This window comes from Roseovarius sp. 217, assembly GCF_000152845.1.
Taxonomy (GTDB): domain Bacteria; phylum Pseudomonadota; class Alphaproteobacteria; order Rhodobacterales; family Rhodobacteraceae; genus Roseovarius.
Map to the genome: position 1 here is coordinate 2,281,344 of NZ_CH902584.1, position 25,725 is coordinate 2,307,068.

At 61.2% G+C, this 25,725-nt stretch carries 25 protein-coding genes and 1 pseudogene; 15 read left to right on the forward strand and 11 right to left on the reverse strand.

The window, feature by feature from the left end; translation table 11 throughout:
• The first annotated feature begins 5 nt into the window (after nucleotides 1-5).
• Genes ROS217_RS10875 through cysG form a run of 6 tightly spaced genes read left to right on the forward strand, consistent with a single transcriptional unit; the run spans nucleotide 6 to nucleotide 9,424 of the window.
• Entirely contained in the window at nucleotides 6-1,691 is a 1,686-nt protein-coding gene (locus tag ROS217_RS10875; protein WP_009817788.1) for an ABC transporter ATP-binding protein, read from the forward strand.
• Nucleotides 1,692-1,695: 4 nt separating this feature from the next.
• Complete coding sequence (gene nirB / locus ROS217_RS10880) at nucleotides 1,696-4,128, forward strand: nitrite reductase large subunit NirB (RefSeq protein WP_009817789.1); 2,433 nt, start codon at nucleotides 1,696-1,698, stop codon at nucleotides 4,126-4,128.
• Entirely contained in the window at nucleotides 4,125-4,454 is a 330-nt protein-coding gene (gene nirD, locus ROS217_RS10885; protein WP_009817790.1) for a nitrite reductase small subunit NirD, read from the forward strand. Before nirB ends, nirD begins: the two co-directional genes overlap by 4 nt.
• Nucleotides 4,454-7,084, forward strand: a complete 2,631-nt coding sequence (locus ROS217_RS10890; protein WP_009817791.1) for a nitrate reductase — start codon at nucleotides 4,454-4,456, stop codon at nucleotides 7,082-7,084. Before nirD ends, ROS217_RS10890 begins: the two co-directional genes overlap by 1 nt.
• Nucleotides 7,081-8,007, forward strand: coding sequence for a glycosyl transferase family protein (locus tag ROS217_RS10895; RefSeq protein WP_009817792.1), 927 nt, complete (start codon nucleotides 7,081-7,083; stop codon nucleotides 8,005-8,007). Before ROS217_RS10890 ends, ROS217_RS10895 begins: the two co-directional genes overlap by 4 nt.
• Nucleotides 8,008-8,020: 13 nt before the next feature.
• Nucleotides 8,021-9,424: a siroheme synthase CysG gene (cysG, locus tag ROS217_RS10900; protein WP_040650537.1), complete on the forward strand. Its 1,404-nt coding sequence runs from the start codon at nucleotides 8,021-8,023 to the stop codon at nucleotides 9,422-9,424.
• A 70-nt stretch (nucleotides 9,425-9,494) separates the two neighbouring features.
• On the opposite strand, the gene ROS217_RS23525 is transcribed toward cysG, so the two are convergent.
• Nucleotides 9,495-9,668: a winged helix-turn-helix domain-containing protein gene (locus ROS217_RS23525; RefSeq protein ID WP_009817794.1), complete on the reverse strand. Its 174-nt coding sequence runs from the start codon at nucleotides 9,666-9,668 to the stop codon at nucleotides 9,495-9,497.
• Nucleotides 9,669-10,106, reverse strand: a complete 438-nt coding sequence (locus tag ROS217_RS10905) for a hypothetical protein (protein ID WP_157046584.1) — start codon at nucleotides 10,104-10,106, stop codon at nucleotides 9,669-9,671.
• 99 nt (nucleotides 10,107-10,205) lie between these two features.
• Here ROS217_RS10905 and ROS217_RS10910 point away from each other — a divergent pair, with 99 nt between their 5' ends.
• On the forward strand, nucleotides 10,206-10,433 hold the full coding sequence (locus ROS217_RS10910) for a hypothetical protein (protein WP_157046585.1): 228 nt from the start codon (nucleotides 10,206-10,208) through the stop codon (nucleotides 10,431-10,433).
• 118 nt (nucleotides 10,434-10,551) lie between these two features.
• A pseudogene (locus ROS217_RS24390) lies at nucleotides 10,552-10,764 on the forward strand (IS3 family transposase); the annotation flags it as partial.
• Between the two features lie 72 nt (nucleotides 10,765-10,836).
• Here the strand turns inward: ROS217_RS24390 and ROS217_RS10920 are convergent.
• The 4 genes from ROS217_RS10920 to ROS217_RS10935 are packed head-to-tail and all read right to left on the reverse strand — an operon-like array spanning nucleotide 10,837 to nucleotide 13,494.
• Nucleotides 10,837-11,136, reverse strand: a complete 300-nt coding sequence (locus ROS217_RS10920) for a hypothetical protein (RefSeq protein ID WP_009817799.1) — start codon at nucleotides 11,134-11,136, stop codon at nucleotides 10,837-10,839.
• A gap of 9 nt (nucleotides 11,137-11,145) precedes the next feature.
• Nucleotides 11,146-12,405: an APC family permease gene (locus tag ROS217_RS10925; protein WP_009817800.1), complete on the reverse strand. Its 1,260-nt coding sequence runs from the start codon at nucleotides 12,403-12,405 to the stop codon at nucleotides 11,146-11,148.
• Entirely contained in the window at nucleotides 12,398-12,754 is a 357-nt protein-coding gene (locus tag ROS217_RS10930; RefSeq protein WP_009817801.1) for a cupin domain-containing protein, read from the reverse strand. The genes ROS217_RS10925 and ROS217_RS10930 overlap by 8 nt, the downstream gene beginning before the upstream one ends.
• Nucleotides 12,751-13,494 carry a YqcI/YcgG family protein gene (locus ROS217_RS10935; protein ID WP_198134885.1) on the reverse strand — a complete coding sequence of 248 codons (744 nt, stop codon included), beginning with the start codon at nucleotides 13,492-13,494 and terminating at the stop codon, nucleotides 12,751-12,753. The genes ROS217_RS10930 and ROS217_RS10935 overlap by 4 nt, the downstream gene beginning before the upstream one ends.
• Nucleotides 13,495-13,665: 171 nt before the next feature.
• Between ROS217_RS10935 and ROS217_RS23530 the strand changes: the two genes are divergently transcribed.
• The 5 genes from ROS217_RS23530 (at nucleotide 13,666) to dusA (ending at nucleotide 18,430) form a co-directional block, all read left to right on the forward strand.
• A protein-coding gene (locus ROS217_RS23530) for an IS5 family transposase (RefSeq protein ID WP_157046586.1) occupies nucleotides 13,666-14,434 on the forward strand; the annotation gives its coding sequence in 2 pieces (ribosomal slippage) (nucleotides 13,666-13,988 and nucleotides 13,987-14,434; 771 coding nt in all).
• 52 nt (nucleotides 14,435-14,486) lie between these two features.
• Nucleotides 14,487-14,999: an Lrp/AsnC family transcriptional regulator gene (locus ROS217_RS10950; protein WP_217623016.1), complete on the forward strand. Its 513-nt coding sequence runs from the start codon at nucleotides 14,487-14,489 to the stop codon at nucleotides 14,997-14,999.
• The gene (locus ROS217_RS24995) at nucleotides 14,999-15,409 is read left to right on the forward strand and encodes a helix-turn-helix domain-containing protein (RefSeq protein WP_009817805.1); all 411 of its coding nucleotides are present in this window, start codon (nucleotides 14,999-15,001) and stop codon (nucleotides 15,407-15,409) included. The genes ROS217_RS10950 and ROS217_RS24995 overlap by 1 nt, the downstream gene beginning before the upstream one ends.
• Before the next feature lie 661 nt (nucleotides 15,410-16,070).
• Nucleotides 16,071-17,072: an IS30-like element ISRssp4 family transposase gene (locus ROS217_RS10960; protein WP_009817807.1), complete on the forward strand. Its 1,002-nt coding sequence runs from the start codon at nucleotides 16,071-16,073 to the stop codon at nucleotides 17,070-17,072.
• A 332-nt stretch (nucleotides 17,073-17,404) separates the two neighbouring features.
• A complete protein-coding gene (gene dusA / locus ROS217_RS10970) occupies nucleotides 17,405-18,430 on the forward strand; it encodes a tRNA dihydrouridine(20/20a) synthase DusA (protein WP_083781539.1) in 1,026 nt (341 codons plus the stop codon).
• Here dusA and ROS217_RS10975 read toward each other — a convergent pair.
• Nucleotides 18,420-19,310: a LysR family transcriptional regulator ArgP gene (locus tag ROS217_RS10975; RefSeq protein ID WP_009817810.1), complete on the reverse strand. Its 891-nt coding sequence runs from the start codon at nucleotides 19,308-19,310 to the stop codon at nucleotides 18,420-18,422. The genes dusA and ROS217_RS10975 overlap by 11 nt on opposite strands.
• Nucleotides 19,311-19,428: 118 nt before the next feature.
• Between ROS217_RS10975 and ROS217_RS10980 the strand changes: the two genes are divergently transcribed.
• On the forward strand, nucleotides 19,429-20,022 hold the full coding sequence (locus tag ROS217_RS10980; protein ID WP_009817811.1) for a LysE/ArgO family amino acid transporter: 594 nt from the start codon (nucleotides 19,429-19,431) through the stop codon (nucleotides 20,020-20,022).
• Nucleotides 20,023-20,117: 95 nt separating this feature from the next.
• The gene (locus tag ROS217_RS10985; RefSeq protein ID WP_009817812.1) at nucleotides 20,118-21,038 is read left to right on the forward strand and encodes a DMT family transporter; all 921 of its coding nucleotides are present in this window, start codon (nucleotides 20,118-20,120) and stop codon (nucleotides 21,036-21,038) included.
• A gap of 12 nt (nucleotides 21,039-21,050) precedes the next feature.
• Here ROS217_RS10985 and choV read toward each other — a convergent pair whose 3' ends face one another.
• The 4 genes from choV to ROS217_RS11005 all read right to left on the reverse strand — a co-directional run bounded on the left by choV (nucleotide 21,051) and on the right by ROS217_RS11005 (nucleotide 25,570).
• A complete protein-coding gene (gene choV, locus ROS217_RS10990; protein WP_009817813.1) occupies nucleotides 21,051-22,079 on the reverse strand; it encodes a choline ABC transporter ATP-binding protein in 1,029 nt (342 codons plus the stop codon).
• Nucleotides 22,076-22,912 (reverse strand): choline ABC transporter permease subunit, encoded by an 837-nt coding sequence (gene choW, locus ROS217_RS10995; RefSeq protein WP_009817814.1) that lies wholly within the window; start codon nucleotides 22,910-22,912, stop codon nucleotides 22,076-22,078. Before choW ends, choV begins: the two co-directional genes overlap by 4 nt.
• A gap of 71 nt (nucleotides 22,913-22,983) precedes the next feature.
• Nucleotides 22,984-23,913 (reverse strand): choline ABC transporter substrate-binding protein, encoded by a 930-nt coding sequence (gene choX / locus ROS217_RS11000; protein ID WP_009817815.1) that lies wholly within the window; start codon nucleotides 23,911-23,913, stop codon nucleotides 22,984-22,986.
• A gap of 103 nt (nucleotides 23,914-24,016) precedes the next feature.
• The gene (locus ROS217_RS11005) at nucleotides 24,017-25,570 is read right to left on the reverse strand and encodes an ABC transporter substrate-binding protein (protein WP_009817816.1); all 1,554 of its coding nucleotides are present in this window, start codon (nucleotides 25,568-25,570) and stop codon (nucleotides 24,017-24,019) included.
• Nucleotides 25,571-25,725: the final 155 nt, after the last annotated feature.

Genomic DNA, 25,725 nt, shown 5'->3' on the forward strand with positions numbered 1-25,725 from the left:
GCGCCATGGGGATTTTGACACTCGACAAGGTAAGCCAAAGCTATGGCACTGGTGCGCATGCCAGCCATGTGCTCAACGATATCAACCTGGACGTGCAAGAGGGCGAGTTCCTGGTTCTTCTTGGCTTTTCCGGGACCGGCAAGACGACGCTGATTAACCTGATGGCGGGGCTTGAAACGCCCACCAAGGGCAAGGTCACCTTCAAGGGCGCGCCGATTACAGAGCCCGCCCCGGAACGCGGCGTGATTTTCCAAAGCTATTCCCTGATGCCGTGGCTGACGGTGAACGGCAATGTCCGGCTGGCCGTTGACACGGTTTTCCCCGGTCTGTCGAAGGCGGATAAGGCCGAGAAGGTCGCGCATTACGTCAAGATGGTAGGGCTGAGCCACGCCGCTACGCGCCGTCCAGCAGAGTTGTCGGGCGGCATGCGCCAGCGGGTGAACGTGGCCCGCGCTCTGGCCATGAACCCGGAAATGCTGCTGTTGGACGAACCTCTCTCGGCGCTGGATGCGCTGACGCGGGCCAATCTTGCCGATGAGATCGAGGGCATCTGGCAGGCCGACAGGAAGACCTGCGTTCTGATCACCAATGACGTGGATGAGGCGATTATCCTCGCGGACCGCATCATCGCGCTGAACCCGGACGGCACGCTTGGGACAGAGTTCAAGGTGACCATTCCGCGCCCGCGCGACCGGACCCGAATGAACACCAACGAGACGTTCAAGCGTCTGCGTGCGGATGTGACCAAGTATCTGATGGAAGTCGGGATCGAGGCCAAGGTCGAGGGAACGCGGCATTTGCCGAACGTGACGCCGATCCACGGTGTGCCGGCAGCGGTCAAGGAGGCGCAGCACGGTCTGATCGAAAACCGGTTCCTCGATTTTTCTCAGCTGCACAAGGTCTATCCGACGCCGAACGGGCCGCTGACGGTGGTCGAGAATTTTGATCTGAAGATCGACAGGGGCGAGTTCATTTCGCTGATCGGGCACTCGGGCTGCGGCAAATCCACGGTGCTGACCATGGCCGCCGGTTTGAACCCGATCTCCAAGGGGGCGATCAAGCTGGACGGGCGTCATGTGGAGGGGGCGGACCCTGAACGCGCGGTGGTGTTCCAGTCGCCGAACCTCTTCCCATGGCTATCGGCGCGCGAGAACTGCGCCATCGGGGTGAACAAGGTATACCCGAAGGCGTCTCAGGCCGAACGGCAGGATGTGGTGGAGTACTACCTTGAACGCGTTGGTCTGAGCGATGCGATGGACAAGCCTGCCAGCGATATGTCGAACGGCATGCAGCAGCGCGTGGGGATCGCGCGGGCCTTTGCCCTGTCGCCGAAACTGCTGCTTCTGGATGAACCCTTCGGCATGCTCGACAGTCTTACCCGCTGGGAATTGCAGGAAGTGCTGATGGAGGTCTGGAGCAGGACCAAGGTCACGGCGATCTGTGTCACCCATGACGTCGACGAGGCGATCCTGTTGGCGGACCGGGTCGTCATGATGACCAACGGACCGAAGGCCACCATCGGCAAGATCACCTATGTGAATTTGCCGCGCCCGCGCACTCGCAAGGCCCTGTTGGAGCATCCTGATTACTATGCCTATCGTCAGGAGGTTCTTGATTTCCTTGAAGACTACGAACACGGGGCGACACCAAAGCCCAAACTCGCGGCCCCAAAGGCCGTCGCGGCGGAGTGAAGACATGACCCAGAAACTTGTTATCATCGGTGCCGGTATGGCGTCTGGCCGGGTCATCGAGACCCTGGTCGAGACCGACCCCGACGCCTTCGAGATCACGCTGTTCAACGCTGAGCCGCGGGGGAACTACAATCGCATCATGCTTAGTCCCGTCTTGTCTGGTGAGAAGGCGTACGAGGATATCATCACTCATGGTGACGACTGGTACGCACAGCATCGCGTGACCTGCCGGTTCGGCGAGCATGTGGTGAGAATCGACCCCGAGAGGAAGGTCGTCGAAGGGCAAAACGGGCCTGTGTCCTATGACAAGCTGGTGATCGCGACCGGCTCTGCCCCCTTTATCATCCCGGTCCCCGGCAAGGATCTTCCGGGCGTCATCACCTACAGGGATCTCGACGATACCAATGCGATGATCGAGGCCGCCACACAGGGTGGCACTGCCGTGGTCATCGGCGGTGGCCTGTTGGGTCTTGAGGCGGCGGCGGGGCTGGCCGAACGCGGCATGGCGGTCACCGTCGTGCATCTGATGGGGCATTTGATGGAGCGCCAACTGGATGAGGCCGCCGGATACCTGCTGCGCAAGGACCTGGAAAAGCGCGGCATCACGATCCGCACGCAGGGCTCGACCAAGGCGATCATCGGCAAGGACCGCGCCGAGGCGGTGGTTCTGGAAAGCGGCGAGACCCTGTCTGCCGATCTGGTGGTCATGGCTGTCGGCATCCGTCCCGAGACGCGGCTGGCGACGGATGCGGGCCTTGACGTCGCGCGCGGGATCGAGGTGAGCGCGCAGATGCAGACCTCGGATCCCGATATCTTTGCCGTCGGCGAATGCGTGGAGTTCGATGGCACCCTGTTTGGCCTTGTCGCGCCGCTTTACGATCAGGCAAGGGTTCTGGCCCGCACGCTTCTGAACGAGCCCGACGCCTTTGTCGTGAAGGATACCGCGACCAAGCTCAAGGTAACGGGCTGTGATCTGTTCAGCGCCGGGGACTTTGCCGAAGCCGAGGGTCGCGAGGACATCGTGCTGCGCGATCCCGGCAGAGGCATCTACAAGCGGTTGGTGATCGAAGACGACCGGCTGATCGGTGCGGTCATGTATGGCGATACCGCCGATGGCAACTGGTTCTTCGGTCTGATCAAGGATGAGACCGACATCTCGGAGATGCGCGAGACGCTGATCTTTGGCCCGGCCTATCAGGGGGGTGCCTCTGCGGACCCTCTCTCAGCCGTTGCAGCATTGCCGCGTGATGCGGAGATTTGTGGCTGCAACGGCATATGCAAGGGCACCATCGTGGATGCAATCGAAGGCGGCGCAGCCGATCTGGGCGCGGTGCGGGCCACAACCAAGGCCAGCGCGTCCTGCGGGACCTGCACCGGGCTGGTGGAACAATTGTTGCAGGTCACGCTTGGCGATGATTTTCAGATGCCTGCCGCGCAGCCGATCTGCGGTTGCTGTGATCTGACACATGAGGACCTGCGCCGCCTGATCAAATCGAAGCCGTTGAAATCGCAGGATGCGGTTTGGCAGGAGCTTGGCTGGACGACCCGCAATGGCTGTCATGTCTGTCGCCCGGCGGTGAATTTCTACCTGCTCGCCGACTGGCCGCTGGAGTATCGGGATGACCCGCAAAGCCGCTTCGTGAATGAACGCAAGCACGCCAACATCCAGAAGGACGGCACGTTTTCGGTGGTGCCGCGCATGTGGGGCGGCATCACCAACCCGCGCGAGTTACGCGCCATCGCCGACGCGGCGGACAAGTACAACGTGCCCACCGTGAAGGTCACCGGCGGCCAGCGGATCGACCTGCTGGGTGTCAAGGGCGAGGATCTGCCGCATATCTGGGCGGATCTGAACAAGGCCGGGATGGTGTCCGGGCACGCCTATTCCAAGGGGCTGCGCACGGTAAAGACCTGTGTGGGCACCGATCACTGCCGCTTTGGCACGCAGGACAGCACCGGGCTCGGCATCAAGCTCGAACAGATGTTGTGGGGGTCGTGGACGCCGCACAAGGTGAAGCTGGCGGTGTCGGGCTGCCCGCGAAACTGTGCCGAGGCGACCTGCAAGGATGTCGGCATCATCTGTGTCGACAGCGGGTATCAGGTCGGCGTTGCCGGCGCTGCTGGCATGGATTTGAAGGAAACCGAGCGTCTGTGTGACGTGCCCACCGAGGCCGAGGCGATTGCCGTGACGGTCGCCTTTATCCAGCTTTATCGTGAAACCGCCAAATACCTCGACCGGCCCTATAAATGGGTGGCCAAGGTCGGGCTTGATTGGGTCAAGGGCCGCGTCGTTGACAATCTGGACGAGCGCGCGCGATTGATCGCGGCGTTTGAGCTGTCGCAATCGATCTACCGCAAGGATCCCTGGGCAGATCACGCCAAGCGGGCCGAGGCCTATCAGCCGCTTGCCGACCTGACATTGGAGGCCGCAGAATGAGCTGGATCGATATTGGCCCGGTGAGCGACATCCCCCTGCGCGGGGCGCGCAAGATCAAGACGGCGCAGGGGTGTGTCGCAGTGTTTCGCACCGGCCCCGATGAGGTTTTTGCCGCCACTGACAGCTGCCCCCACAAGGGCGGGCCGCTTTCGGAAGGGATCGTGCATGGGCAGTCGGTCACCTGTCCGTTGCACAACTGGGTGTTTGACCTGAACACGGGTCAGGCCTGGGGCGAAGACGCGAGTATAACCATCTTTCCCGTGCAGGTCCGCGAGGGCCGCGTCTGGATCGACGGCGCCAGCCTTGCGGCGCGGAGTGCCGCGTGATGGACGGCAGCGGCCTTCCCGAAACGCGCTCGACCTGCCCCTATTGCGGGGTAGGGTGCGGGGTCTTGTTGCGCCCGGACGGGCAGGGCGGTCTGGCTGTGCGGGGCGATCCCGAGCATCCGGCGAATTTTGGCAGGCTTTGTTCCAAAGGCTCGGCGCTTGGCGAAACCGTGGGGCTGGGTCACCGGCTGCTCACCCCGCGCGTGGCGGGCAAGCACACGGATTGGCCGAGCGCGCTGCAACTGGTGGCCGACAGGTTCACCCGGACCATCGCAGACCACGGGCCGGACAGCGCGGCCTTTTACGTCTCTGGTCAGATGCTGACCGAGGATTATTATATCGCCAACAAGCTGATGAAAGGCTTCATCGGCTCGGCCAATATCGACACCAATTCGCGGTTGTGCATGGCGTCATCGGTTGCCGGGCACAAACGCGCCTTCGGCAGCGATACGGTGCCCGGCACCTATGAGGATATTGACGAGGCCGATCTTGTGGTTCTGGTCGGATCGAACCTCGCCTGGTGCCACCCGGTGCTGTATCAGCGCCTGCTTGCGGCCCGCAAGGCGCGCGGCACCAGGATCGTCGTCATCGACCCGCGCCGCACCGCAAGCTGCGACGGGGCAGACATGCATCTGGCGCTGCAACCCGGATCAGATGTGGCGCTGTTCAATCGCCTGTTCATCATGCTTTGGCAAGGCGGTGCGCTGGACAAGGATTTCATACGCCATACCACCGGATTCGATGCTGCGCTGCAGGCGGCGCAAAACGACCCGAGCGCGCCGATTGGCCTGGCCGAGGCGGATATCGCCGCCTTTTGCGCGCTTTGGATGCGCACCGAAAAGATTGTCACCATCTATTCCCAAGGGGTCAATCAATCGACTTCTGGCGCGGATAAGGTGAATGCGATCCTCAACTGTCATCTGGTCACGGGCCGGATCGGCAAGCCGGGATGCGGGCCGCTGTCGGTCACCGGCCAACCAAATGCCATGGGCGGGCGCGAGGTGGGCGGGCTGGCAAATATGCTGGCCTGTCATCTTGACCTTGAAAACGCCGATCACCGGTCTGTGGTGCGCGGGTTTTGGGGGGCAGGACCGCTGCCAGAGGCGCCCGGACTCAAGGCGGTCGACATGTTCCGCGCGGTGGGTGACGGCCGGATCAAGGCGCTCTGGATCATTCACACCAACCCGGCCGTGTCGATGCCCGAGGCCGATGCCGTGCGCGATGCGATTGCCGCATGCCCCTTTACGGTGGTCAGCGACATCACCGATCAGACCGACACGGCGCGGTTGGCCGATGTGCTGCTGCCCGCAACCGCCTGGGCCGAGAAAGACGGCACCGTCACAAACTCGGATCGCACCATCAGTCGCCAGCGCCGGGTCTTGGCTGCGCCGGGTCAGGCGCGTCCTGATTGGGACATCCTTGCCGAGGTTGGCCGCCGCATGGGGTTCGAGGCGGCCTTTGATTTCGCCAGTGAGGCCGAAATTTTCCGTGAATATGCAGCGCTGTCGGGCCTTGCCGGTCAGATGGGTCGGGATTTTGATATCTCGGCGCTCTCGACGCTGTCGGACGCAGCGTATAACGACCTTTCCCCTCAGCGCTGGCCGCTGACGCGGGCGCGCAGCGGAGGACGCTTTTTCGCCGATGGGCAATTCTTCACGCCGGATGGCAAGGCCCGGCTGCTGCCGGTGTCATGCAAACCGCCCGCCGCCAGAACCGAGCCGCGCTATCCCTTCCGTCTCAACACGGGTCGGGTGCGCGATCAGTGGCACACCATGACCCGCACCGCGCTCAGCCCGCGCCTGTCGGCGCATCTGGCGGAACCCTTTGTGGATATTCATCCGCAAGATGCAGAGCGATTGAGCCTTGCGCGGTCGGATCTGGTCACGCTGCAAAGCCCTCATGGCCGCGCGATCCTACGCGCCCGGATCACCGATGCGGTGCAGGTCGGACAGGTCTTTGCCCCGATGCACTGGACCGGGGAAACAGCGCCTTCGGCCCGAATTGACGCGCTGGTGGCCGCGGCCTGCGATCCGGTTTCTGGACAGCCGGAGAGCAAGGCGAGCGTGGTCGCGCTCGCCCGGTTTGACGCCGCGTGGTATGGTTTTGCGGTGGCGCGTGATCCAATGGTGCTGAGCAGCGATTACTGGGCCCTTGCCCGCACGAGCCGGGGTTACCGGGCCGAGCTTGCGGGAGTTAGGGCGATTGCCGATTGGGAGGTTGAGGCCCGGCGTCTGTTTGGTGCCCCCGACGCGCGGCTGGTCAGCATGCTTGACGCAAAAGCCGGCAATGCGCGGATCGTGCTCTATCAGGACGGGGTGATGATCGGGGCGCTGTTTGTCGCCGCGACGCCCGTCGCTGTCATGCGCGACTATCTTGCGACCTTGCCCGGAACCGACAGCGCGGGCGCGATCACGGGGCGCACGCCGCCCGATATGGCCGATCCGGGGCCGGTTCTGTGCGCGTGCTTCGGGGTTGGGGTCAACAGCATCGTGACGGCGATTGAGACCCAAGGGCTGATCTCTGTCGAGCAGATTGGCGCGGCTCTCGGCGCGGGGACGAATTGCGGTTCCTGCCGCCCCGAACTTGCGGACCTGCTGGGCCGCGTGCGCGCGCGTGAGGCTGCGGAATGAGCCTGGCCGATCATGTCCGGACACTGGGCCGGGGGCCGGGGCGTGCGCGGGGCTTGACGCAGGACGAGGCGGCGGACGCCATGCGCCTGATGCTGCGCAGTGATGCAGCACCAGAAGCAGTGGGCGCCGTGCTGATGTTGCTGCGCATGAAAGGCGAAACCGCCGAGGAAATCGCCGGGTTCGCGCGTGCGGCGCAGATCGCCTTGCCTGCCTTGCCGAACGCCGATCTGGACTGGCCAAGCTATGCCGCGGGCCGCACCCGGGGGGCGCCGTGGTTTCTATGCGCCGCGCGGCAGGTGGCGGATGCGGGGCACCGCGTTCTTTTGCATGGCTGGAACGGCAACGACCCAAAGGTGCGCGCGGGATTGGCGGGAGTCTGCATCGGGATCGCGACCGACCCCGATCATGCTGCCTCCTTGCTGGAGCGTGACCGGATTGCCTATTTGCCGCTTGAAACCTTTCATCCCGCGCTGTTTCGCATCTTGAAGCTGCGTGAGGTTCTGGGGCTGCGCTCTTGCATCAACACCGTGTGCCGCATGCTGAACCCGGCCGCCGCCCCGGCCAGCGTGCAAGGCGTGTTCCACCCGTCCTATCGGCTCTTGCAGGCGGATGCTGCGGAGCTCTTGGGCTGGGAAGCGCTGAGCGTCATCAAAGGCGGCGGGGGCGAGTTTGAACGGCACCCGGCCAAGGCCATTTCGGCCTTCGGCCTGCGCGGCGGCGTCGCCTGGGACGACGTGTTGCCTGCCCTCTTACCCGAAACCCGACGCCTGTCCGAGCCTTTGGGTGAAACGCTCGGCCCACGATGGGCCACGCAATCGCCCGACGTCTTTGAACGCGCTGTGGTGGCAGGGACCGCGGCAGCCGCCTTTGACACCCTTGGTGCGCGTTCCGCGTCTGATCAGACCTCACAAACCGCTGCCTGAGAAGGGGACGCCCATGAAAGCCTTTCCAATGTTCATTCGCACCACCGGGCGCAAGGTGGTGATTGTCGGCGGCGGCGAACAGGCCGCGCAAAAAGCGCGCCTGCTGCTCAAGACCGATGCGGATCTGGTTCTTGTGGCGGCACGGCTTGAGGATGAACTGCACGGCATCGTGAAGGATGGCCGGGCGCAGCTGATCACAACCCTCTCGACAGAGGTTTTTGCAGGGGCGGCCATGGTTTTCATCGGCACCGGTTGCCCCGCCTTCGACGCCGCGGCCCATGGAATTGCCAAAGCCTCGGGCTGTCTGGTGAACGTGGTCGATCAACCGGAACTGTGCGATATGACCACCCCGGCCATTGTCGACCGTGATCCGATCGTTGTGGCCATCGGCAGTGAAGGCACAGCCCCCGTTCTGACCCGCGACATCAAGACACGGCTCGAGGAACTGCTGCCGATAAACATTGGCGGGCTTGCCGCGCTTGCGGGGCGTTTGCGTCCGAGTGTCGCGCGCAATGTACCCCGTGATCAGCGCCGCGCCTTTTGGGCCTCGGTCTTCAAGGGGGATGCGCGGGATCAATGGAGCCGCGGCGCGGAACGCGATGCGGCGCGCGCGATCAAACGGGCGATTGCGGCGGGCGGCCTGCCGTCACGATCCGGAAAAGGCCAGATTTCTCTGGTGGGGGCAGGCCCCGGTGCCCGCGATCTGTTGACCCTGCGCGCGGTCGAACGGCTGCAAGAGGCGGATGTGGTGTTTTACGACAGGCTGGTCGACGCAGAGGTGCTCGAGCTTGCCCGGCGCGACGCAGAACGCGTCTTTGTGGGCAAGGATGTCGGTGCACATGCCTGGCCGCAGGACAAGATCAACAAGGTCATTCTGGCCGAGGCGTTGCGAGGCAAACGGGTCGTGCGCCTGAAGTCGGGCGATCCCGGTATCTTTGGCCGGGCGAGCGAAGAGATCGCGGCCGCGCAGGCCGCCGGTGTGCCCGTTGAACTGGTGCCCGGCGTCACCGCGGCCTCGGCCGCAGGGGCAGCACTTGGCCAAAGCCTGACCGAACGTGGCGTCGCGGATAGCTTTGTCATTGCCACCGGATCGGGCTGTGCGGACAATCCCTTGCCGGAGTGCACACGTTTGACCGGCCCCGGAACGACCACGGCTTTTTACATGTCAGCGCGGCACGCGGCCCGGATTTCGCAACGGCTCATGCAACAAGGTCTGCCTGCCGACAGTCCGGTCGATGTTTGCGCTGATGTCTCCAAAAAGACCCAAAATTTGCTTCGGACAACCATAGCCGATTTGCCAAAAGACATGGCTCACAACCAGATCAGGAATTGCGCCATCATTCTGGTAACCTGGCCGCTTGTACTTGAAAATTCCGCATACTCAAAGGAGCCAGCTGGCAACGTTGTTCATATATGAAGAACGCGTTTGCAAATCCGGGGCAACCGATGGTGTTTTTGACTCATATTTGGCCCGTTTGACACGTGTCCTATTCGGTACAGACCTCCGCAGCCAGACTGTAGCCAGCGCCATGTCCAGTGCGGATCAGCGACTCGCAGCCGCCATGTGTGGCGATCTTCTTGCGCAGCCGGGCGATATGGGCGTGAATGGCGCGGTCGTAACGCGCGCGGGAAAGGGCCGACGTGACCTCGATCAAACGCACCTATACGCTCGCCACGGCCGCCGCGCGCTGGAGACCATAAGGGCCACCATCGAGGAATAGCGCGCGCGCATCGAGTGTCCGGTTGGTCCCGCGACGCAGGTGCGGGGATCGGTCTGGCGCGGGGTGTTGCGCAATCTCGACCGGGCGGGCCGAAGCTATTGGGTCGATAGCACCATCCTGCCGTTGCGTGCCGAGGATGGCCCCACCGCGCATCATTTCAAGGCTATCCTGACGGCCATCCCGCCAACGATCCGGATCGAGGGGGGCGCGAGTGTACGACCATCGCCGTGCTGGCAGACCCGACCCACCTCCATCAGATTCTGACGACCTGACGGCCAACGCCGCCGCGCCCATGTCGGGCGCGGACGAAGCCGCACCGCTCTCCCCGCTGCCGGGGGCGAAAGAGGTCAACGCCGCGCGCGCGGACTTGGGCAACATGCTCTTCTTCGACTCGCGCATATCGGGTGCACCGGGCTCTCTTGTGCCTCCTGTCATTCCGGTGCGATGCTGTCGGATGGCGGGCTGCACGCGACAGGCATGCCGGATCACCCCGATTTTCTGGGCTTCGATCCTGAGACGCTTGATGAGACGGCACAGCGACAGATCACCATGCTGCGCTTTTACGCCACGCTGGGCACGCCCAACTACATGAACCTGCGCGAGGATGTGGGGCATTATGTGGTGACCAAGGACGAGGCCGATAGCGGCAAGTTCACCACGCCCGACCTGCCAGATTACGATCTGCGCATCGTCGGCGAGAATTGAGGAGGTTTGATCCGTGACACGTCACATCACCCGTGTTCCATGCAGCACGGCGCTCTCGGCGCTTCGGCGCCTGTGCGTCAGACTGATTTGATCCGAGAGGCCCGGGCCGACATCGGCACGACGCCGCACATACCGCACACGCGACGCTGCAAGGCAGGGCGTGTTCGAATACATCGAGATGGTCTGCAACCCGAAACGCACGCACACGAACAACGGCATGCTGTCGCCCGTTGACTTCGAGGTCAGACAGCAGAAACTGAAGGAAGCGGGTCTCTGGAAACTAGGGGCACCTCACACCGCCTTCGAGCCTACCGGATATGTCCCGGGTTAACGCCCAAAGGCTTTCAAGGCTGTTGCACGACATGAGCGTGTGACAAGGAAGCCGGGCGCGGTTGGTCCACGGTCATTTGCCTGGCATCATGTCATGCGTTTGCGCGGAGAGGTCCTCTGCCTTGAATAAGAGTTGATCGAGGGCATCGACGTCGAGTTCGCTTGCAAGCAGCAAGAGCGTATCGAGCCGAGGATCAGAGCGCCATGCCAGAAAGGTTTTCACGACGTCTGGATCATGAACCATGGCAATCTGGGCAATGAATTCCGCCACCAGCCGAACGCGTGCATTCGACAGGTTGCGTAAGACAGATACGATCTCGGCCTCTGCGAAGGCGGGCTTTGCGGGATCAGGCGATTTAGGTGTCTCCATCATGCCCGCCGTCTAGTCCAGTGTTCCGAGTATTGCGGGTCTATGTCCTTGCCGCACGACCGCAATCGCGATCACGCATAGAAAAATCGGATAAGCGAGTCCCTCACCGGCGCGGAATGCCACCAAGAGCAGCACCTCGGTGATGCAGGTCAAGGCAAGTATTTTCTCGGCGCGCTTTGGGCTGGATACCCCGAGAGCCAAAGCGGAAATGCCATAAATCAACAGAAAGTTCTGCCCCGCGACGCCCAGCATGACGCCCAGATCAAACGCGCCCACGGCGGAAATCACCTCAACCGCGACGAGCGCGCTGACTGTTGTGATGACGGCGCGATAGGGGGTGCCGTTTTTCAAAGACCGCAGGTTCCTGGGCAAAAGCCCTTCGCCCGCCGATGCCCATACCATGCGAGACACAGCCCAGACAGCCGCCGCCAGATTTGCGATCACCAGAATGACCGCGACGCCGGCGATAAATGTGCCGCCCATCCATCCCAAGCGTGTTTCGAACAAAACGACAAAGGGGGCTGCTGCCTTATCACTCAGTCCCAAAGATCCGGCGATGACGGCAAGCACCACGTAGAGCAGCACAGCGACGCAGAAAGACAGACCGATTGCGATTGGAACATCGCGGCGAGGATTATGGAAATCTGCGCTGAGGTTCGCAGCAAGTTCCCAACCGGTGAAGGCAAAGAAAATCATCATAAAGACCTGACCAAACACCTGCAGCGAAATCGTTGGAGGTAGTGGCGGGCGCAGGGTCTCCCAGCTTGGGCTGACGAGGGTCACGCCGACGAGCGCGATCCCCGCAAGCGCCACTAGCACCACGCTTGCGATGATCGCATTGATGCGGCTTGTCCATTCAACCGATACCAGGTTTATCGCCACAGCAAAAAGCAACATACCAACTGCGAACACATGCGGTGAGCCACCAAGCATAGCGCTGGCATAATAGCCGCCAGTCAAGGCTATTGACGGTAATCCAAAGAGGACTGCACCGAGAAACAGGAATGTTGTGGCCGCATATCCATAGCGTCCAAAGGCGAGTCCGGCGATCTTTGCCAATCCCCCTTGATCGGGGTGGCTTCGGCTGATGACGGCAAAGGCCGCAAGCAAGGGTATGGAGGCAACCGCGCAGGCCAACCAGACCGTCAGAGCGTTCTCGCCAGCGTGCTGAACCGCCAGTCCGGGAAGGGTGAGCAGTCCTGCGCCCAATACGATATTGAGCATCACCGCTGCGCCGCGAAGCGGAGAGAGGGTTGCGCGCATCTCATCCATCAAATGGCATTTTCATTTGGTCGAACACGATCAGATAGGTTGCGCCCTCATCGAGCGCGACAGTGCCATAGGTGAAGCCCGCTGGAAATGCGACGACTGAGCCGGTTCCCGCAATAGTCTCTCCGCTGTCCCAGTAGCACAGAAGATGTCCCGCGAGAACGATCAGGGTTTCGTCTGTTTCGCTATCATGCTGGCTGTGATGTTTGCCGGGGACATCGCGGCGCACTTCGATATGTCCCTGATCCGGCAAGGACGACTCTATCAGGGGGCCCAAATCTGCGGTGTCGATCCGAGAGGTGAAGACGCTGAAATCCTGGTTGCGCGCATTCGACCGAGCGTTCAGGTTCATGCGACCTCTCCCTCGTTTGGCCTGTTGGTCTGTCCGAGTTGATGGAAAGGGCAAGCGGGCCTTTCATTGGTGTCATAGATAAAATACTGGACATGCTCTCGGGCCTCTGGATTGCCGTAGCTGCCGAGATAGGGAAATACGGGGACCGCGTCATACGCCATGATCCGATCGCGAATGTTATGCAAGGACCGCTGCACGGCAGGCTCATCACTGTCCATGATCCCCTTGAATATCCAACGTGGCTGGAACACGGCCATGAAGGTGGCCGATCTGCGGCTAGCGCGCAAGACATGGGCAGGGGTCGCGCAGGACACAAAGATGGGCTCGCCCGCATAGCAGAATTCCCAATTCGGGTGATCGATCTCTGCGGGTATCGCTGGCGGTCTTGGGGTCGTATCCGTGCGCTCCATTCCGTCAAGCAAGGTCCAGAGTTGGTCCTCGTAGCTCTTCATGTCGCGCACGGGGCCCGGACGCGCGAATACCACCAAAGAGGTCATGCGCCCGTAGTCCCGTGCATGCGTGATATAGTCACGCAAGATCGGTCCCAAGTGATCGGGGGTCAACGGGTCTACAAACGCGACCCTGAGCTGGCGCGACTTGATTGCGGACGCCCCGAAGACGCAGGGAAATGGGCGGGATGTGCTGGTGAGCGTCGATTTGAGATCCGCGAAGACAAGCCGCTGCCAGCTCTGCTCAGGATAATGATCTTCGACATCGGCCACTGAGATATGATTACCCATCATGCAGGCTCCTTTATGCATATCGCATAAGATTTTCCGGAAACTCCTTTAGGGCTACCTTGCAAAATGCAGAAATCTCTTCATTTTGACTAGGCAGCACACTCATTAATTCTTGTTTAGAAGCATAAGTTTGTGATTCACTCTCGCACAAAACTGGGCGGGAGAATGCAAATGGCGCGATCAGATATGAGCGATCTGGAATGGGAGTTCATCAAAGCTGTCTTGCCCAACAAAACACGTGGCAAGAAGCGGGTTGATGACCGCCGCGTGATCAACGGCATTTTCTACGTCCTGCGCACCGGCATCCCTTGGGCTGATCTACCAGAGCAATACGGCCCACCGACCACGGTCTACAACCGCTTCAACCGGTGGAGCTATGCGGGCCACTGGGACCGGATCATGGAGGCCATCGCCGACGCGCATAACGTTGACATGGTGATGGTCGACGGGACTAGCGTGCGTGCGCATCATTCCGCCACCACGCTCAAAAAAAGACCCACGCCGCTGTTTAGGTCGTTCACGGGGCGGATTAGGGACGAAAATACATGCACTTACCAATCAGGATGGGCTGCCGATCCGATATGAATTGACACCCGGTCAAGCCCATGACGCGCCGCCGTGCAAGACGCTACTGGACAACTTGCAACCTGGACAACATGTGCTCGCGGATAAAGCATATGACGCAGACTGGATCAGGGATATGATCTGGGAACAGGGCGCTATCGACGTGATCCCTCCCAAGGTCAACCGTAAACTACCCGCCGAATTTGATGCTGAAATCTACCGGGAACGCAACAAAATCGAGCGCTTCTTTGGCAGGCTGAAAGCCTCGTTCCGCCGTATCGCAACCCGATACGAGAAGACCTCACGCAATTTCCTGTCGATGATCAAACTGGCATCGATCAGGCTGTGGATCGAGTTTTATGAGTCGGCTGCCTAAAAACCATCTAGGGTAGAGCTAAATGGCACCTGCCCCTCCCAAGGATTCCGTCTTGGCCAAGCCCCTTTGCGCGACCAGCCGAATGGTTCTTGAATTGTTGCGTGAGAACAGCCGCTCGACGGTCTCGGAAATGGCTGCAATTGTTGGCACAAGCCGGACCACCGTTGCGTATCATATAGACCAGTTGGTCGAGCGCGGTTTTATCCGCCGCTTCACGGTCGATATCGATCCCGATCTGGATGTGCGTCCTTCGGGCGTGCGCGCCATGTTCGATGTGAGACTTCGGCGCAAGATCTGCGGGATCGTGTTTGCCTCGATCTCGGACTGGAAAGAAGTCGTGTCGGTCTGGTCGACATCTGGATCAATTGACATGCGGGTTCTGATCGAGGCGGCGGATCAGTCCATCGTGGAAGAGCTTCGTGATCGGTTGGCGCGTCATCCCGAAGTGGCCTCTCTGACGACAACGATGATCCTGAAAACCTGGTGCGAGCGCATTTCAGGCATCCATGAAACGGCACCCAAAGACTATGTGATTTTGCGTAAAGAGAGGTCTGATGTTCAGTAATGTGCTCCAAACAGAATGATATTGATGTCATCGTGGGGCGGGTCCTGCGGCGAACTCGTTTGGCGTCAGGCCATACCATGACGTCACTCGCAGCGCAGTGCGGCGTCACGCACCAGCAGCTTCAAAAATACGAATCCGGATCAAACCGCGTATCGGTCAGCCGATTGTTTATCCTGTCCAACGCCTTGGGCATACCACCCGCCGAATTGATTGACCAAGTGCAAGAGCTCCTTGGTCGCGACAGGAGCGATCCCGTGGACAGCGCATGGCACCGCTTGCAGTTTGCCAAGCCAGAGCATTGCAGGAAAATAATATCCGGCCTTGCATCCGTCCGCGACACGGAGGTTCTACAGTCCGTCCTAAATTTGCTTGCCGTATTGGATCAAAATGAAGGGCGAGTTGAGCGGTAAAGGCCAGTCAATCTTTATGAGGTTTGCATTGCGCTGACCCGTGCGAACCACGACATGGGCCGCAGTTTTGGAGGGGTGGCCGCAGAAATTCGGACCCTTTGTTAAGGTGGATCGCATGATTGATCGTCTCTGGCGATCGCTGAAATACGAATGCGTTTACCTGCGCGCTTTTGAGATCGGATGACAGGTCCGCGACGGCATCGGCAAATGGCTGGCCTCTCCCAATGCCGAGCGGCCCCACTCGACCCACGGCGTCTTGACCCCAGATGAGGTCCATGCCAACCAAACTGAACCGATGAGAACAGCAGCCTGATAGGAAACCCTGATCGACCTTAACTGGGCTGCAATCTGGTCGAAAAAGCAGGACCACCTATGTTCTGCACTGGTGCGGCGGACCGGCCATTTTACAAAGCCCGGGCAAAGGTCGTGACGTCACTTGCACGCAGTCCATCACAGGGAATGTCACTGATAACAAAGTCATTGCGGATCTTACGCAACATCTGTCCCTTTGTGCGGCCGATGTTGCCGCCGGTGGCTTTCAGGTCGTCTTCAATGACGTCACCAACTGATCCTGATTATCGGCGTACAGAGTCAAGGCCGGTGAATTCACAAATGAAGTGCAATTTCTTTAACAAGGTATTGAATTGCATGGAGTTAATTTATGGGACGCTGCTACCCTCACCTGAACCTCGACGAACGGCGTAATCTGGCCAAATGGCTTGAAGCGAAGATATCAATCAAAGAGATCGCTGATCGGTTGTGCAGAGATGCATCGACAATCTACCGCGAGATCAAGCGCAACTCGTGCCGTTTCGACGATCAACCTGAGTTGAACGGCTATCATGCGTTGGCCGCGCAGGATCGGAGCGAAGATCGCCGTGCGGTGCATCGCAAGCTGATCTTATATCCCGAGATCATGGCTGCCGTGCGGTGTGGTTTTGACGCCGGATGGTCCCCTGAACAAATTGCAGGACGTATGCGCCTGGAACGCCATCCGATGCGTGTGAGCCACGAGACGATCTATCGATATGCCTATTCAAAAGCCGGCCGTGCTGAGAAGTTCTACCGCCACTTACCCATGCATCGCCATCGCCGCAGGCCACGTGGAACTCGGAGGCATCATGGGCGTCATATCCTTGATGAATTGGCCATCGCGCACCGCCCTGAAGCGATAGCCGAACGTGACCAGTTCGGTCACTGGGAGTGCGACCTGGTGATGTTCCGCAAGGAGTTTGGCAAAGCCAATGTGACGTCTCTGGTCGAGCGTGTCAGCCGGTTTGCTCTCGTTTTGAAGAACCCGGATCGCCAGTCAAAACCGGTGATGGAGAGCCTGATCGCCAACCTGTCTCCCCTGCCAGCTGAAGCGCGTCGCAGCATCACCTTTGATCGCGGCACTGAGTTCAGCGCATGGCAGCATCTAAAGGATGGTCTGGGCGTCGAACCATGGTTCTGCGATCCTCAGTCGCCGTGGCAAAAAGGAACGGTCGAGAACACCAACAATCGCCTGCGCCGCTACCTGTCCCGCAAGGCTGATCCCACGGCGTTCACAGATCGATATTTGAGGTCAATCTGTGACCGCCTCAACGCGACCCCACGCAAGTGTCTGGGGTATCAAACACCGGCTGAGGTATTCCGGGCAAAACTGATGGAAGGAGGGCCATGATCCAGATAAAATGACCCCACAGAAATTGCGCTTCAGCGTGAGTTCACAGCCACCAGGTGTCGCAAGTTCCTTTTCCCGACGTTTCAGCTAGGCTTTCGCTGTCGCCAACCGATCGAAGCGTGACGACTCTTGGTGGACGATCCGGCCCTTCGACTTTATAAGGATCTGCGCGCGATTGCTGATCGTGCCATCCTTGCGTTTGCGTTCGACGATTGAGCCCATTTCAGTAGTCCTCGACAAGAATTTGGTAGTCCGGTGGACTACTGATAAGGATGCATAGCCCCAATTATGCCAAGATAGCACCAAATACGTCCGAGCGAGATCCTCCATATATGACTGATTTTCCAACAAAAAAAGGGCTTTGTGATGCTCACCGCCTAAGCATCGCCCCGATGATGGATTGGACGGACCGGCATTGCCGGTATCTGCATCGGCGGCTTAGTCGGCATGCGTTGCTCTATACCGAGATGGTGACGGCGCCTGCTTTGGTGCGCGGAGGGGCGGTGCATTTGTTGGAGCATAGCCCGGAAGAATACCCGGTCGCTTTGCAATTGGGGGGATCGGACCCCGCAGAGCTGGCGCGGGCGGCGCGGATGGGGGCGCAGGCGGGATATGCAGAGATCAACCTCAATTGCGGTTGCCCGTCGGATCGGGTGCAATCGGGGCGGTTTGGGGCGATTCTGATGACGGAACCGGCCCTTGTGGCCGAGTGTTGCGCCGCCATGATAGACGCGCAACCCGTTGAAGTAACAGTAAAATGCCGGATCGGGGTGGATGATCAGACCCCTGAGGAGGTGTTGCCGGAGTTCCTTGCCCAGATCATCGCCGCAGGCGTGCAGCGGGTGCAGATTCATGCGCGCAAGGCCTGGCTCGACGGTCTCAGCCCCAAGGAGAATCGTGATATTCCGCCCTTGAATTACGATCTGGTGCAGCGGATGAAAATGCTGTTCCCCAACCTCCATATCTCAATCAACGGCGGAATTACATCGCTGGATCAAGCCGTTAGCCTACTTGATCAAGGGCTTGACGGGGTCATGGTGGGGCGGGCGGCCTATCATCAGCCGGCGGATATTCTCTGTGCGGCGGATCGGCGGATATTCGGCAGCACAGAGCCAGACACCACCCCGGAAGGGGCCGTGCAGGCCATGCTCCCCTATATCGAGACGCATCTCGCAAGCGGTGGTCGGTTGAACCAGATTACGCGGCATATGTTGGGGCTTTTCGCCGGGCGGCCCGGTGCGCGGGCGTGGCGGCGGCACCTGTCAGAGGGCGCGACGCGGCCCGGAGCGGGGCCGGAACTGGTCGAGCGGGCCTTGGCCGAGGTTACAGACCTTAAGGAATCATCCCCTATTTTGTAAGGTCGCGCAGGCTATTGCGCGCGCCACGGCGCAGGGCGCGGGTGAGCGGCGCGAGCGCCTTGCCCAGAAGCCGGCTCCATTGCCAGTAGAGCGCGGTATCGAGCGGGCAATCTGCGCGCAGCAGGGTGAGCGTGCCGCGCATGAGATCCGCGCGCAAGAGCGCCTCGGGGGCCATGCCCCAACCCATGCCAAGACGGGCTGCGGTGACAAACCCTTCGGACGACGGCAGCCGGTGACAGGGCGGGCGGAGCGCGACGCCGGTCGCCTGCGCGATCCAGCGATGTTGCAACTGGTCATGGCTGTTGAATTGTAGCATCGGCGCTGTGGCGAGACTGTCCGGCGTGATCCCGGTGGCAAAGTGGCGGGCGATGAAATCGGGGCTGGCTATGGCCTGATAGCGTAGCAGTCCGAGCGCCATGACATCGCAGCCGGGCAGGGGGCTGGCGCGGGTGGTGAGCGCGCCGAGAACTTCGCCGCGCATCAGCCGGTCGTGGGACACATCCTGATCGTCGATCACCAGATCAAAGAGGTGATCGGGTAGGCTGGCCAAGGCCGCGGGCAGCCAGGTGGCGAGGCTATCGGCATTGACGGCGAGGCGCAGGCGGGTTTGCGGCGCGGGGGTCAGCCCGGAGAGATCATCCCCAAGCCGCGCCTCGAGCAGGACAATCTGATCGGCATGGGCGGCAAGACGCTGGCCCACGGGTGTTGCGGTGCAGGGGGTGGTGCGGTGGAGGAGCTGCGCGCCGACACGGGTTTCCAGTGCCTTGAGCCGCTGCGAGATGGCCGATTGCGTGAGGCCAAGCGCCTGTGCCGCGCCTTCGAAACTGCCAGTTTGCAGAATCGCGGTGAGGGTGGCGAGATGTTCGGGCGGCAGCGACATTAAGAAATCTAATCCCAGATAAGTATATTGAATTTGAGTAATGAAGAGCCAACCGATAGGCAAGCCCCGGCGGCAAGGTCGCGGATGAGTATTTGATCCAAGAAAAAGGGGCGGATGCATGCAGGCGGGACTGGCGGGATTTGCGCTTGGGTTGAGTTTGATTTTGGCAATCGGGGCGCAGAATGCCTTTGTGCTGCGGCAGGGCCTCCGGCGCGCGCATGTGCTGGCGGTGGTGCTGGTCTGTGCCGTGTCAGATGCGGTGCTGGTGGCGGCGGGTGTGACCGGCTTTGGAGTTCTGGCCGAGGCGGTGCCGGGGCTGGAGCGGATCATGCGCTTTGGCGGCGCGGCGTTTTTGCTGGCCTATGGCGCGCGCAGTTTCTGGGCCGCGTGGCGCGGCGGCGCGGCGCTTGAGGCGGGCGAGGGTGCGGGCAGTCTGCGGCGCGCGGTGCTGACATGCCTCGCGCTGACATGGCTCAATCCGCATGTGTATCTCGATACGGTGGTGTTGCTGGGATCGGTGTCGGCGCAATATGCGGATCGCTTTGCCTATGGTCTGGGGGCGGTCTGTGCGAGTTTTGTGTTTTTCTTTGCGCTGGGCTATGGCGCACGTCTGTTGGCCCCCCTGTTTCGCCGTCCGGGCAGTTGGCGCGTGCTCGATGCCGGGGTGGGCTGTGTGATGTGGGCCATTGCATTTGGGTTGCTGCGGGGCTGAGCTATGCGCGCTATGGCAGGGTGTGTTGCGCAAAGCGCATGGCAAAGCGCCAAGCCAGCCTCGACAGGCGGGCAGAGGCATGAATTAATGCAGGCATGAGCGCGCAACAGGCAAGCACGGCAGAGAGCACGGCACAACCGGGCTGGGGCATCTTCTGGATGGTGGTGACGGGTATCCTCTTTGTCGGGGTGACGGCGCTGGTCAAGGTGTTGGGCACACGGGTGCCAGCCCCGCAGGCGGCGTTTTTGCGCTATGCCATGGGGCTGGTGTTTCTCATTCCGATGCTCGGATCGCTCTGGCGGTTGCGGCTGGATCGCGGCACCTGGGGATTTTTTGCGGCGCGCGGCATGGTGCATACGGTGGGCGTGGCGCTGTGGTTCTATGCGATGGCGCGGATTCCCATCGCGGATGTGACGGCGATGAATTATCTGGCCCCTATCTATGTCACGCTTGGCGCGGGTCTTTTTCTGGGCGAGCGTTTGGCGCTGCGGCGGATTTTGGCGGTGGGGGTGGCCCTGATCGGCGCGCTGATCATCCTGCGGCCGGGATTTCGCGAGGTGGGGCCGGGGCATCTGGCGATGATCTTTACCGCCATCTTCTTTGGCGCGTCTTACCTGATTGCCAAGGTGGTATCCGGCCGCAGCAGCCCCGGCGTGGTGGTGGCGATGCTGTCGATCACGGTCACGATTGGTCTGGCCCCTGTGGCGGCGGCGGTCTGGGTCACGCCAACGCCGTGGGAATTGGCGATCCTCTTTGCGGTGGCGACGCTGGCGACGGCGGGGCATTACACGATGACGCTGGCGTTTCGCGCGGCCCCACTGGCGGTGACGCAGCCGGTGACGTTCCTGCAACTCGTCTGGGCCGTGCTCTTGGGCGCGCTTGTCTTTGGCGAGGGGGTGGATGTGTTCGTGGTTCTGGGCGGTATGGTGATCGTGGGCGCCGTCAGTTTCATCAGCTGGCGCGAGGCGGTGCTGAAGCGGCGGATCACGCCGACGGTATCGGCCACCAAGGTCTGAGCGCGCGCCCGCTCAGGCGCGCGGATCGAGCAGCTTGGCCAAGATCCGGTTGCGGGTGATCTGGCCCATGAGTTTGCCATTTTCGGTGACGCCGACCGGGCGATCATGCCCTTGGGCGCATTCCATCACGTCCTGAATGCTGGCATCCGGGCCGACGCAGGTTTCGGGCGTGCCAATGGCCGGTTCCATCACGTCACGGGCGCAGAGCACGCCAAGCGGATTCATATGGGCCACGAAATCCGCCACATAGTCCGTGGCGGGATTGGTAAAGATATCCTGCGGCGTGCCGCATTGCACGATGCGCCCGCCCTCCATGATGGCGATGCGGTCGCCCAGTTTGAACGCCTCATCCAGATCATGGCTGACAAAGATGATGGTGCGGCCGAGGGTTTTTTGCAGGTCGATGAGTTCGTCCTGAAGGTGGTTGCGGATCAGGGGATCGAGGGCAGAAAAGGGTTCGTCCATCAGCAGGATTGGCGCATCGGTGGCAAAGGCGCGGGCGAGGCCCACGCGTTGTTGCATGCCGCCCGAAAGCTCGCCCACGCGGCGGTCTGCCCAGTCTGAGAGGTTGACGAGGGAGAGTTGCTTTTCCACCCGCGTGTTGCGTTCGGCCTTGGGGATGCCCGCAAGTTCCAGTCCGAGGCCCACGTTCTCGCGCACGGAGCGCCAGGGCAGCAGGCCGAATTGCTGGAACACCATGGCGATATGGTGCTGGCGTAACCGGCGCAGGGTTGCGGGGTTGGCGTGGGTCACATCCACCATGCCAGTGCCGTCGTGGATTTCGACCGTGCCGCGCACCACCGGGTTGAGGCCGTTGACGGCGCGCAGAAGGGTGGATTTGCCCGATCCCGAGAGGCCCATCAGCACAAGAATTTCGCCCGGTGCGACCGAGAGGTCACAGTCATGCACGCCCAGAACCTGACTGGTTTGTTGCTGGATTTCGGGCCGGGTCATGCCCTGATCCATCAGTGGCAGCGCGGTTTGCGGGGCATCGCCAAAGACGATGGAGACCTTGTTGAAATTGACGATTGTATCGGTCATTTGCGTCCCTCCATCCGCAGCATGCGGTCAAGGACGATGGCCACGACGACGATCATCAGCCCCGATTCAAAGCCAAGCGCGATGTTGACGGTATTGATCGCGCGCAGCACCGGCACGCCGAGGCCGTCCGCCCCTACCAGCGCGCCGATCACCACCATCGACAGCGACAGCATGATGGTCTGGTTGAGCCCCGCCATGATCTGCGGCAGGGCGTAGGGCAGTTCCACCTTCCACAGGGTCTGGCTGTTGGTGGCACCAAAGGCCTGCGCTGCCTCTAGTAGCGGTTGCGGGGTGTTGGAGATGCCCAGATGCGTGAGGCGAATGGGGGCGGGCACGACAAAAATCACCGTGGCAATCAGGCCCGGCACCATGCCGATGCCGAAAAACACAATCGCGGGAATGAGATAGACAAAAGGCGGCAGCGTCTGCATGAGATCTAGCACCGGCCGCATTCCGTCATAGAGCCGGGGCCGGTGGGCGGCGGCGATGCCCAGAGGCACGCCCAAGGCCATGCAGAAGATGCAGGAGGATATCACCAGAGTGAGGCTTTCGGTGGTTTCTTCCCAATAGCCTTGGTTGAGGATGAAGAGAAATCCGAGGATGACGAAGAGGCAGGTCTTCCAACTGCGCTGCAACGCCCAGGTCAGGGCGACAAAGACGCCGATGATGACCAAGGGATGCGGCGTTTGCAGCACCCAGAGAAAGGCGTCGATCAGCCCCTCCATCAGCGCCGCGAGGGCGTCGAAGAAGCCCGCTGCATTGTCCTGAAGCCAGAGGAAGAAGCCTTCGGCCCATTTCCCCACCGGGATTTTGTGATCGCTCAGCCAGTCCATGCGGGTGCCTCACATCTGATCTGTCTGGAAAATAGGGCGTAAGGGCGGCGGTCTGCGCCGCCCTTGGCCGTTCAGAGGCCGAGTGCCGCCTTGACCGCAGCCGCCGCATCGCCACCGTCTTTGGTGGTCACGCCGTCGAGCCAGGGGCTGATGGCATCCGGATTGGCCTTGAGCCAAGCGCTTGCGGCCTCTTCGGGCTTGGCCCCGTCATTGAGGATCGCGCCCATGATTTCGTTTTCCATGGCGAGCGTGAACTCGAGGTTTTCCAGAAGCTTGCCCACATTGCCGCATTCCGCGGCATAGCCCGCGCGGGTGTTGGTAAAGACCGTGGCGCCGCCCAGATCGGGGCCGAACCAGTCATCGCCCCCCGTCAGATAGGTCATGTCGTGATTGGCGTTCATCGGGTGCGGTTCCCAACCGAGGAAGACAATCGGCTCTTCGCGGCGATCCGCGCGCGTCACCTGCGCCAGCATCCCCTGTTCCGAGCTTTCCTTGACCTCGAACCCCTTGAGGCCAAAGGCATCCGCTGTGATCATGTCGAGGATCAGGCGGTTGCCGTCATTGCCAGGTTCGATGCCGTAAATGGTGGAGTCGAGCGCCTCAGCGTGTTGCGCGATCGTGTCGAACGAGCTGATCCCAAGGGCGGCACCCGCCGCATTTGTTGCCAAGGTGTACTTTGCGCCCTCCAGGTTGGCACGCACCGTGTCCACGGTGCCGGCCTCGCGGTAGGGGGCGATGTCGCCTTCCATGGTGGGCATCCAGTTGCCGAGGAACACGTCGATATCGCCCGCGGCGAGCGACGTGTAGGTAACCGGCACTGAGAGCACCTTGATGTCGGTCTCATAGCCGAGCGCCTCGAGCACGACGGTGGTGGCGGCCGTGGTTGCAGTGATGTCGGTCCAGCCGACATCGGCAAAGGTCACGCTGTCGCAATTTGCCAGTGCGGGCCCGGCGGCTGCCGTGGCGAGGGCAATGGCGGTCAGAGTTGTTTTGAAGGTCATGGCAGGTCTCTCCCGGTTTCGGATTATGCGGGCGCTTGGCCCGGTTTGGCAAAGGCCCGAGGGGAGAACCCCCGGGCCTTGCAGTCAAGTCAGACGGTGTGGATCAGGCCATCCACCACCGCTCGACAAAGCGCATGCCGTCCACATCCCAGTTGGCGCCGAGCGTGTCGGAATGCGCCACTTTGGAGGAGTTGCCAAAGACGTAATTGGCAAACATCGGAACGATCACGCCGCCATCATCGCTACAGATCGCCTGCATTTCGAAATACATATCGCGGCGTTTGGCCTCATCGAGCTCCGAGCGCGCCTTGAGCATCAGCTCTTCAAAGCGGTCATTGCACCAGAATGTATCATTCCATGCCGCCCCGCATTTGTAGGTTGTGGCAAAGACCTGATCCTCTACCGGACGACCGGACCAATAGACTGCGCAGAACGGCTTTTTCATCCAGACATCGGACCAGTAGCCGTCATTGGGTTCACGGACCGGGGTCAGCTTGATGCCTGCCTGTGCCGCCGAGCTCTGATAGAGCACCGCCGCGTCTACGGCCCCGACAAAGGCCGCGTCTGCCGCCGAAAGTTTGACTTCGATACTGTCGAGGCCTGCCGCCTTGAGGTGGAATTTTGCCTTGTCGGGATCAAAGGACTTTTGCTCCAGATCGGTGTTGAAGAAGCGTTGACCGCGACCGATCGGGTGGTCATTGCCAACCGACCCGTAGCCGAACAGGATCTTGTCCACCAGTTCCTGCCGGTCAATGCCGTATTTGAGGGCTAGGCGCAGGTCGTTGTTGTTATAGGGCTCGGCGCGGGTGTCCATGGCAAAGGTGTAATGTTGGGTGCCTGCGACCGAGTTGATCTGGATGTTCGGATTGCGCGCCAGAAGGCCCACGGTCTTGAGGTCGAGCCGGTCTGCCACATCCACATCGCCGGAGACGAGCGCAGTCGTCCGGGCGTTCTGGTCGACGATGGCAAGCACTTCGGCGGTGTCGAACCATGCCACATCATCGCGCCAGTGGTTCGGATTGCGTTCGACAGCGTAGGACACACCGGGATTGAAATCCTTGAGCACATAGCTGCCGCAGCCATCGCCCGATTTCCAGTCGATGCTTTCGCCTTCGGCCTTGCAGATCACGAGGTGATAGTCGCTGAGGAAGAAGGGGAAGTCGGCATTGCCGCCGCCAAGGGTGATGACAACCGTGTCATCTCCTTCGGTGGCAAGGTCGGTGATTTCAGCCACCAACGGCCCTGCCGCCGAGGTCGATCCTTCGCCACGGTGGAAGTTGAGCGAGTTCGCAACATCGGTTGCTGTCACAGTCTTGCCGGAGTGGAAGGTGACACCTGAGCGCAGCTTGAACCGCCAAACGGTGGCATCGTCCGAGGCTTCCCAGCTTTCGGCCAGTTCGGGGATGAGCGTGCCATCGGCGGCCACTTCGGTCAGCCGGCCATGGATGGCAAAGGCGAGCGAGGTGGTGAAGCTGTTGGAATAGGTGCCCGGATCGAGCACATCGGTGGTCTGGCCGTGGCCGATGGCCGCGCGCAGATGTCCGCCGCGTGACGGTGCCGCCTTGGCCCGCAGGGGCAAGCCTGCAATGAGCGCCGCGCCAGCGGTGGTGGCCATGAAGCCGCGTCGGTTGATGCGGCCAGAATTGAGAATGGTCATGGTGGTCGTCTCCCTTTGGTTTGCTATCCCGAACCGTCCTTGTGCCTCTTTGAGGTCTCCGCGGCCCCCTGCCGCGTGGCGGTCGGTTTATACCTGCCAAGGCTAATATGACGCTGTCATGAAATACAACGCCATTCTGGCAGGGGGGTATGTCT

Excerpts from the sequence above, each read along its gene's own strand:
- ROS217_RS10875 (WP_009817788.1), top strand. The coding sequence starts at position 6 with ATGGGGATTTTGACACTCGACAAGGTAAGCCAAAGCTATGGCACTGGT.
- nirB (WP_009817789.1), top strand. The coding sequence starts at position 1,696 with ATGACCCAGAAACTTGTTATCATCGGTGCCGGTATGGCGTCTGGCCGG.
- nirD (WP_009817790.1), top strand. The coding sequence starts at position 4,125 with ATGAGCTGGATCGATATTGGCCCGGTGAGCGACATCCCCCTGCGCGGG.
- ROS217_RS10890 (WP_009817791.1), top strand. The coding sequence starts at position 4,454 with ATGGACGGCAGCGGCCTTCCCGAAACGCGCTCGACCTGCCCCTATTGC.
- ROS217_RS10895 (WP_009817792.1), top strand. The coding sequence starts at position 7,081 with ATGAGCCTGGCCGATCATGTCCGGACACTGGGCCGGGGGCCGGGGCGT.
- cysG (WP_040650537.1), top strand. The coding sequence starts at position 8,021 with ATGAAAGCCTTTCCAATGTTCATTCGCACCACCGGGCGCAAGGTGGTG.
- ROS217_RS10905 (WP_157046584.1), bottom strand. The coding sequence starts at position 10,106 with ATGTTGCCCAAGTCCGCGCGCGCGGCGTTGACCTCTTTCGCCCCCGGC.
- ROS217_RS10910 (WP_157046585.1), top strand. The coding sequence starts at position 10,206 with ATGCCGGATCACCCCGATTTTCTGGGCTTCGATCCTGAGACGCTTGAT.
- ROS217_RS10920 (WP_009817799.1), bottom strand. The coding sequence starts at position 11,136 with ATGATGGAGACACCTAAATCGCCTGATCCCGCAAAGCCCGCCTTCGCA.
- ROS217_RS10925 (WP_009817800.1), bottom strand. The coding sequence starts at position 12,405 with ATGGATGAGATGCGCGCAACCCTCTCTCCGCTTCGCGGCGCAGCGGTG.
- ROS217_RS10930 (WP_009817801.1), bottom strand. The coding sequence starts at position 12,754 with ATGAACCTGAACGCTCGGTCGAATGCGCGCAACCAGGATTTCAGCGTC.
- ROS217_RS10935 (WP_198134885.1), bottom strand. The coding sequence starts at position 13,494 with ATGGGTAATCATATCTCAGTGGCCGATGTCGAAGATCATTATCCTGAG.
- ROS217_RS24995 (WP_009817805.1), top strand. The coding sequence starts at position 14,999 with ATGTGCTCCAAACAGAATGATATTGATGTCATCGTGGGGCGGGTCCTG.
- ROS217_RS10960 (WP_009817807.1), top strand. The coding sequence starts at position 16,071 with ATGGGACGCTGCTACCCTCACCTGAACCTCGACGAACGGCGTAATCTG.
- dusA (WP_083781539.1), top strand. The coding sequence starts at position 17,405 with ATGACTGATTTTCCAACAAAAAAAGGGCTTTGTGATGCTCACCGCCTA.
- ROS217_RS10975 (WP_009817810.1), bottom strand. The coding sequence starts at position 19,310 with ATGTCGCTGCCGCCCGAACATCTCGCCACCCTCACCGCGATTCTGCAA.
- ROS217_RS10980 (WP_009817811.1), top strand. The coding sequence starts at position 19,429 with ATGCAGGCGGGACTGGCGGGATTTGCGCTTGGGTTGAGTTTGATTTTG.
- ROS217_RS10985 (WP_009817812.1), top strand. The coding sequence starts at position 20,118 with ATGAGCGCGCAACAGGCAAGCACGGCAGAGAGCACGGCACAACCGGGC.
- choV (WP_009817813.1), bottom strand. The coding sequence starts at position 22,079 with ATGACCGATACAATCGTCAATTTCAACAAGGTCTCCATCGTCTTTGGC.
- choW (WP_009817814.1), bottom strand. The coding sequence starts at position 22,912 with ATGGACTGGCTGAGCGATCACAAAATCCCGGTGGGGAAATGGGCCGAA.
- choX (WP_009817815.1), bottom strand. The coding sequence starts at position 23,913 with ATGACCTTCAAAACAACTCTGACCGCCATTGCCCTCGCCACGGCAGCC.
- ROS217_RS11005 (WP_009817816.1), bottom strand. The coding sequence starts at position 25,570 with ATGACCATTCTCAATTCTGGCCGCATCAACCGACGCGGCTTCATGGCC.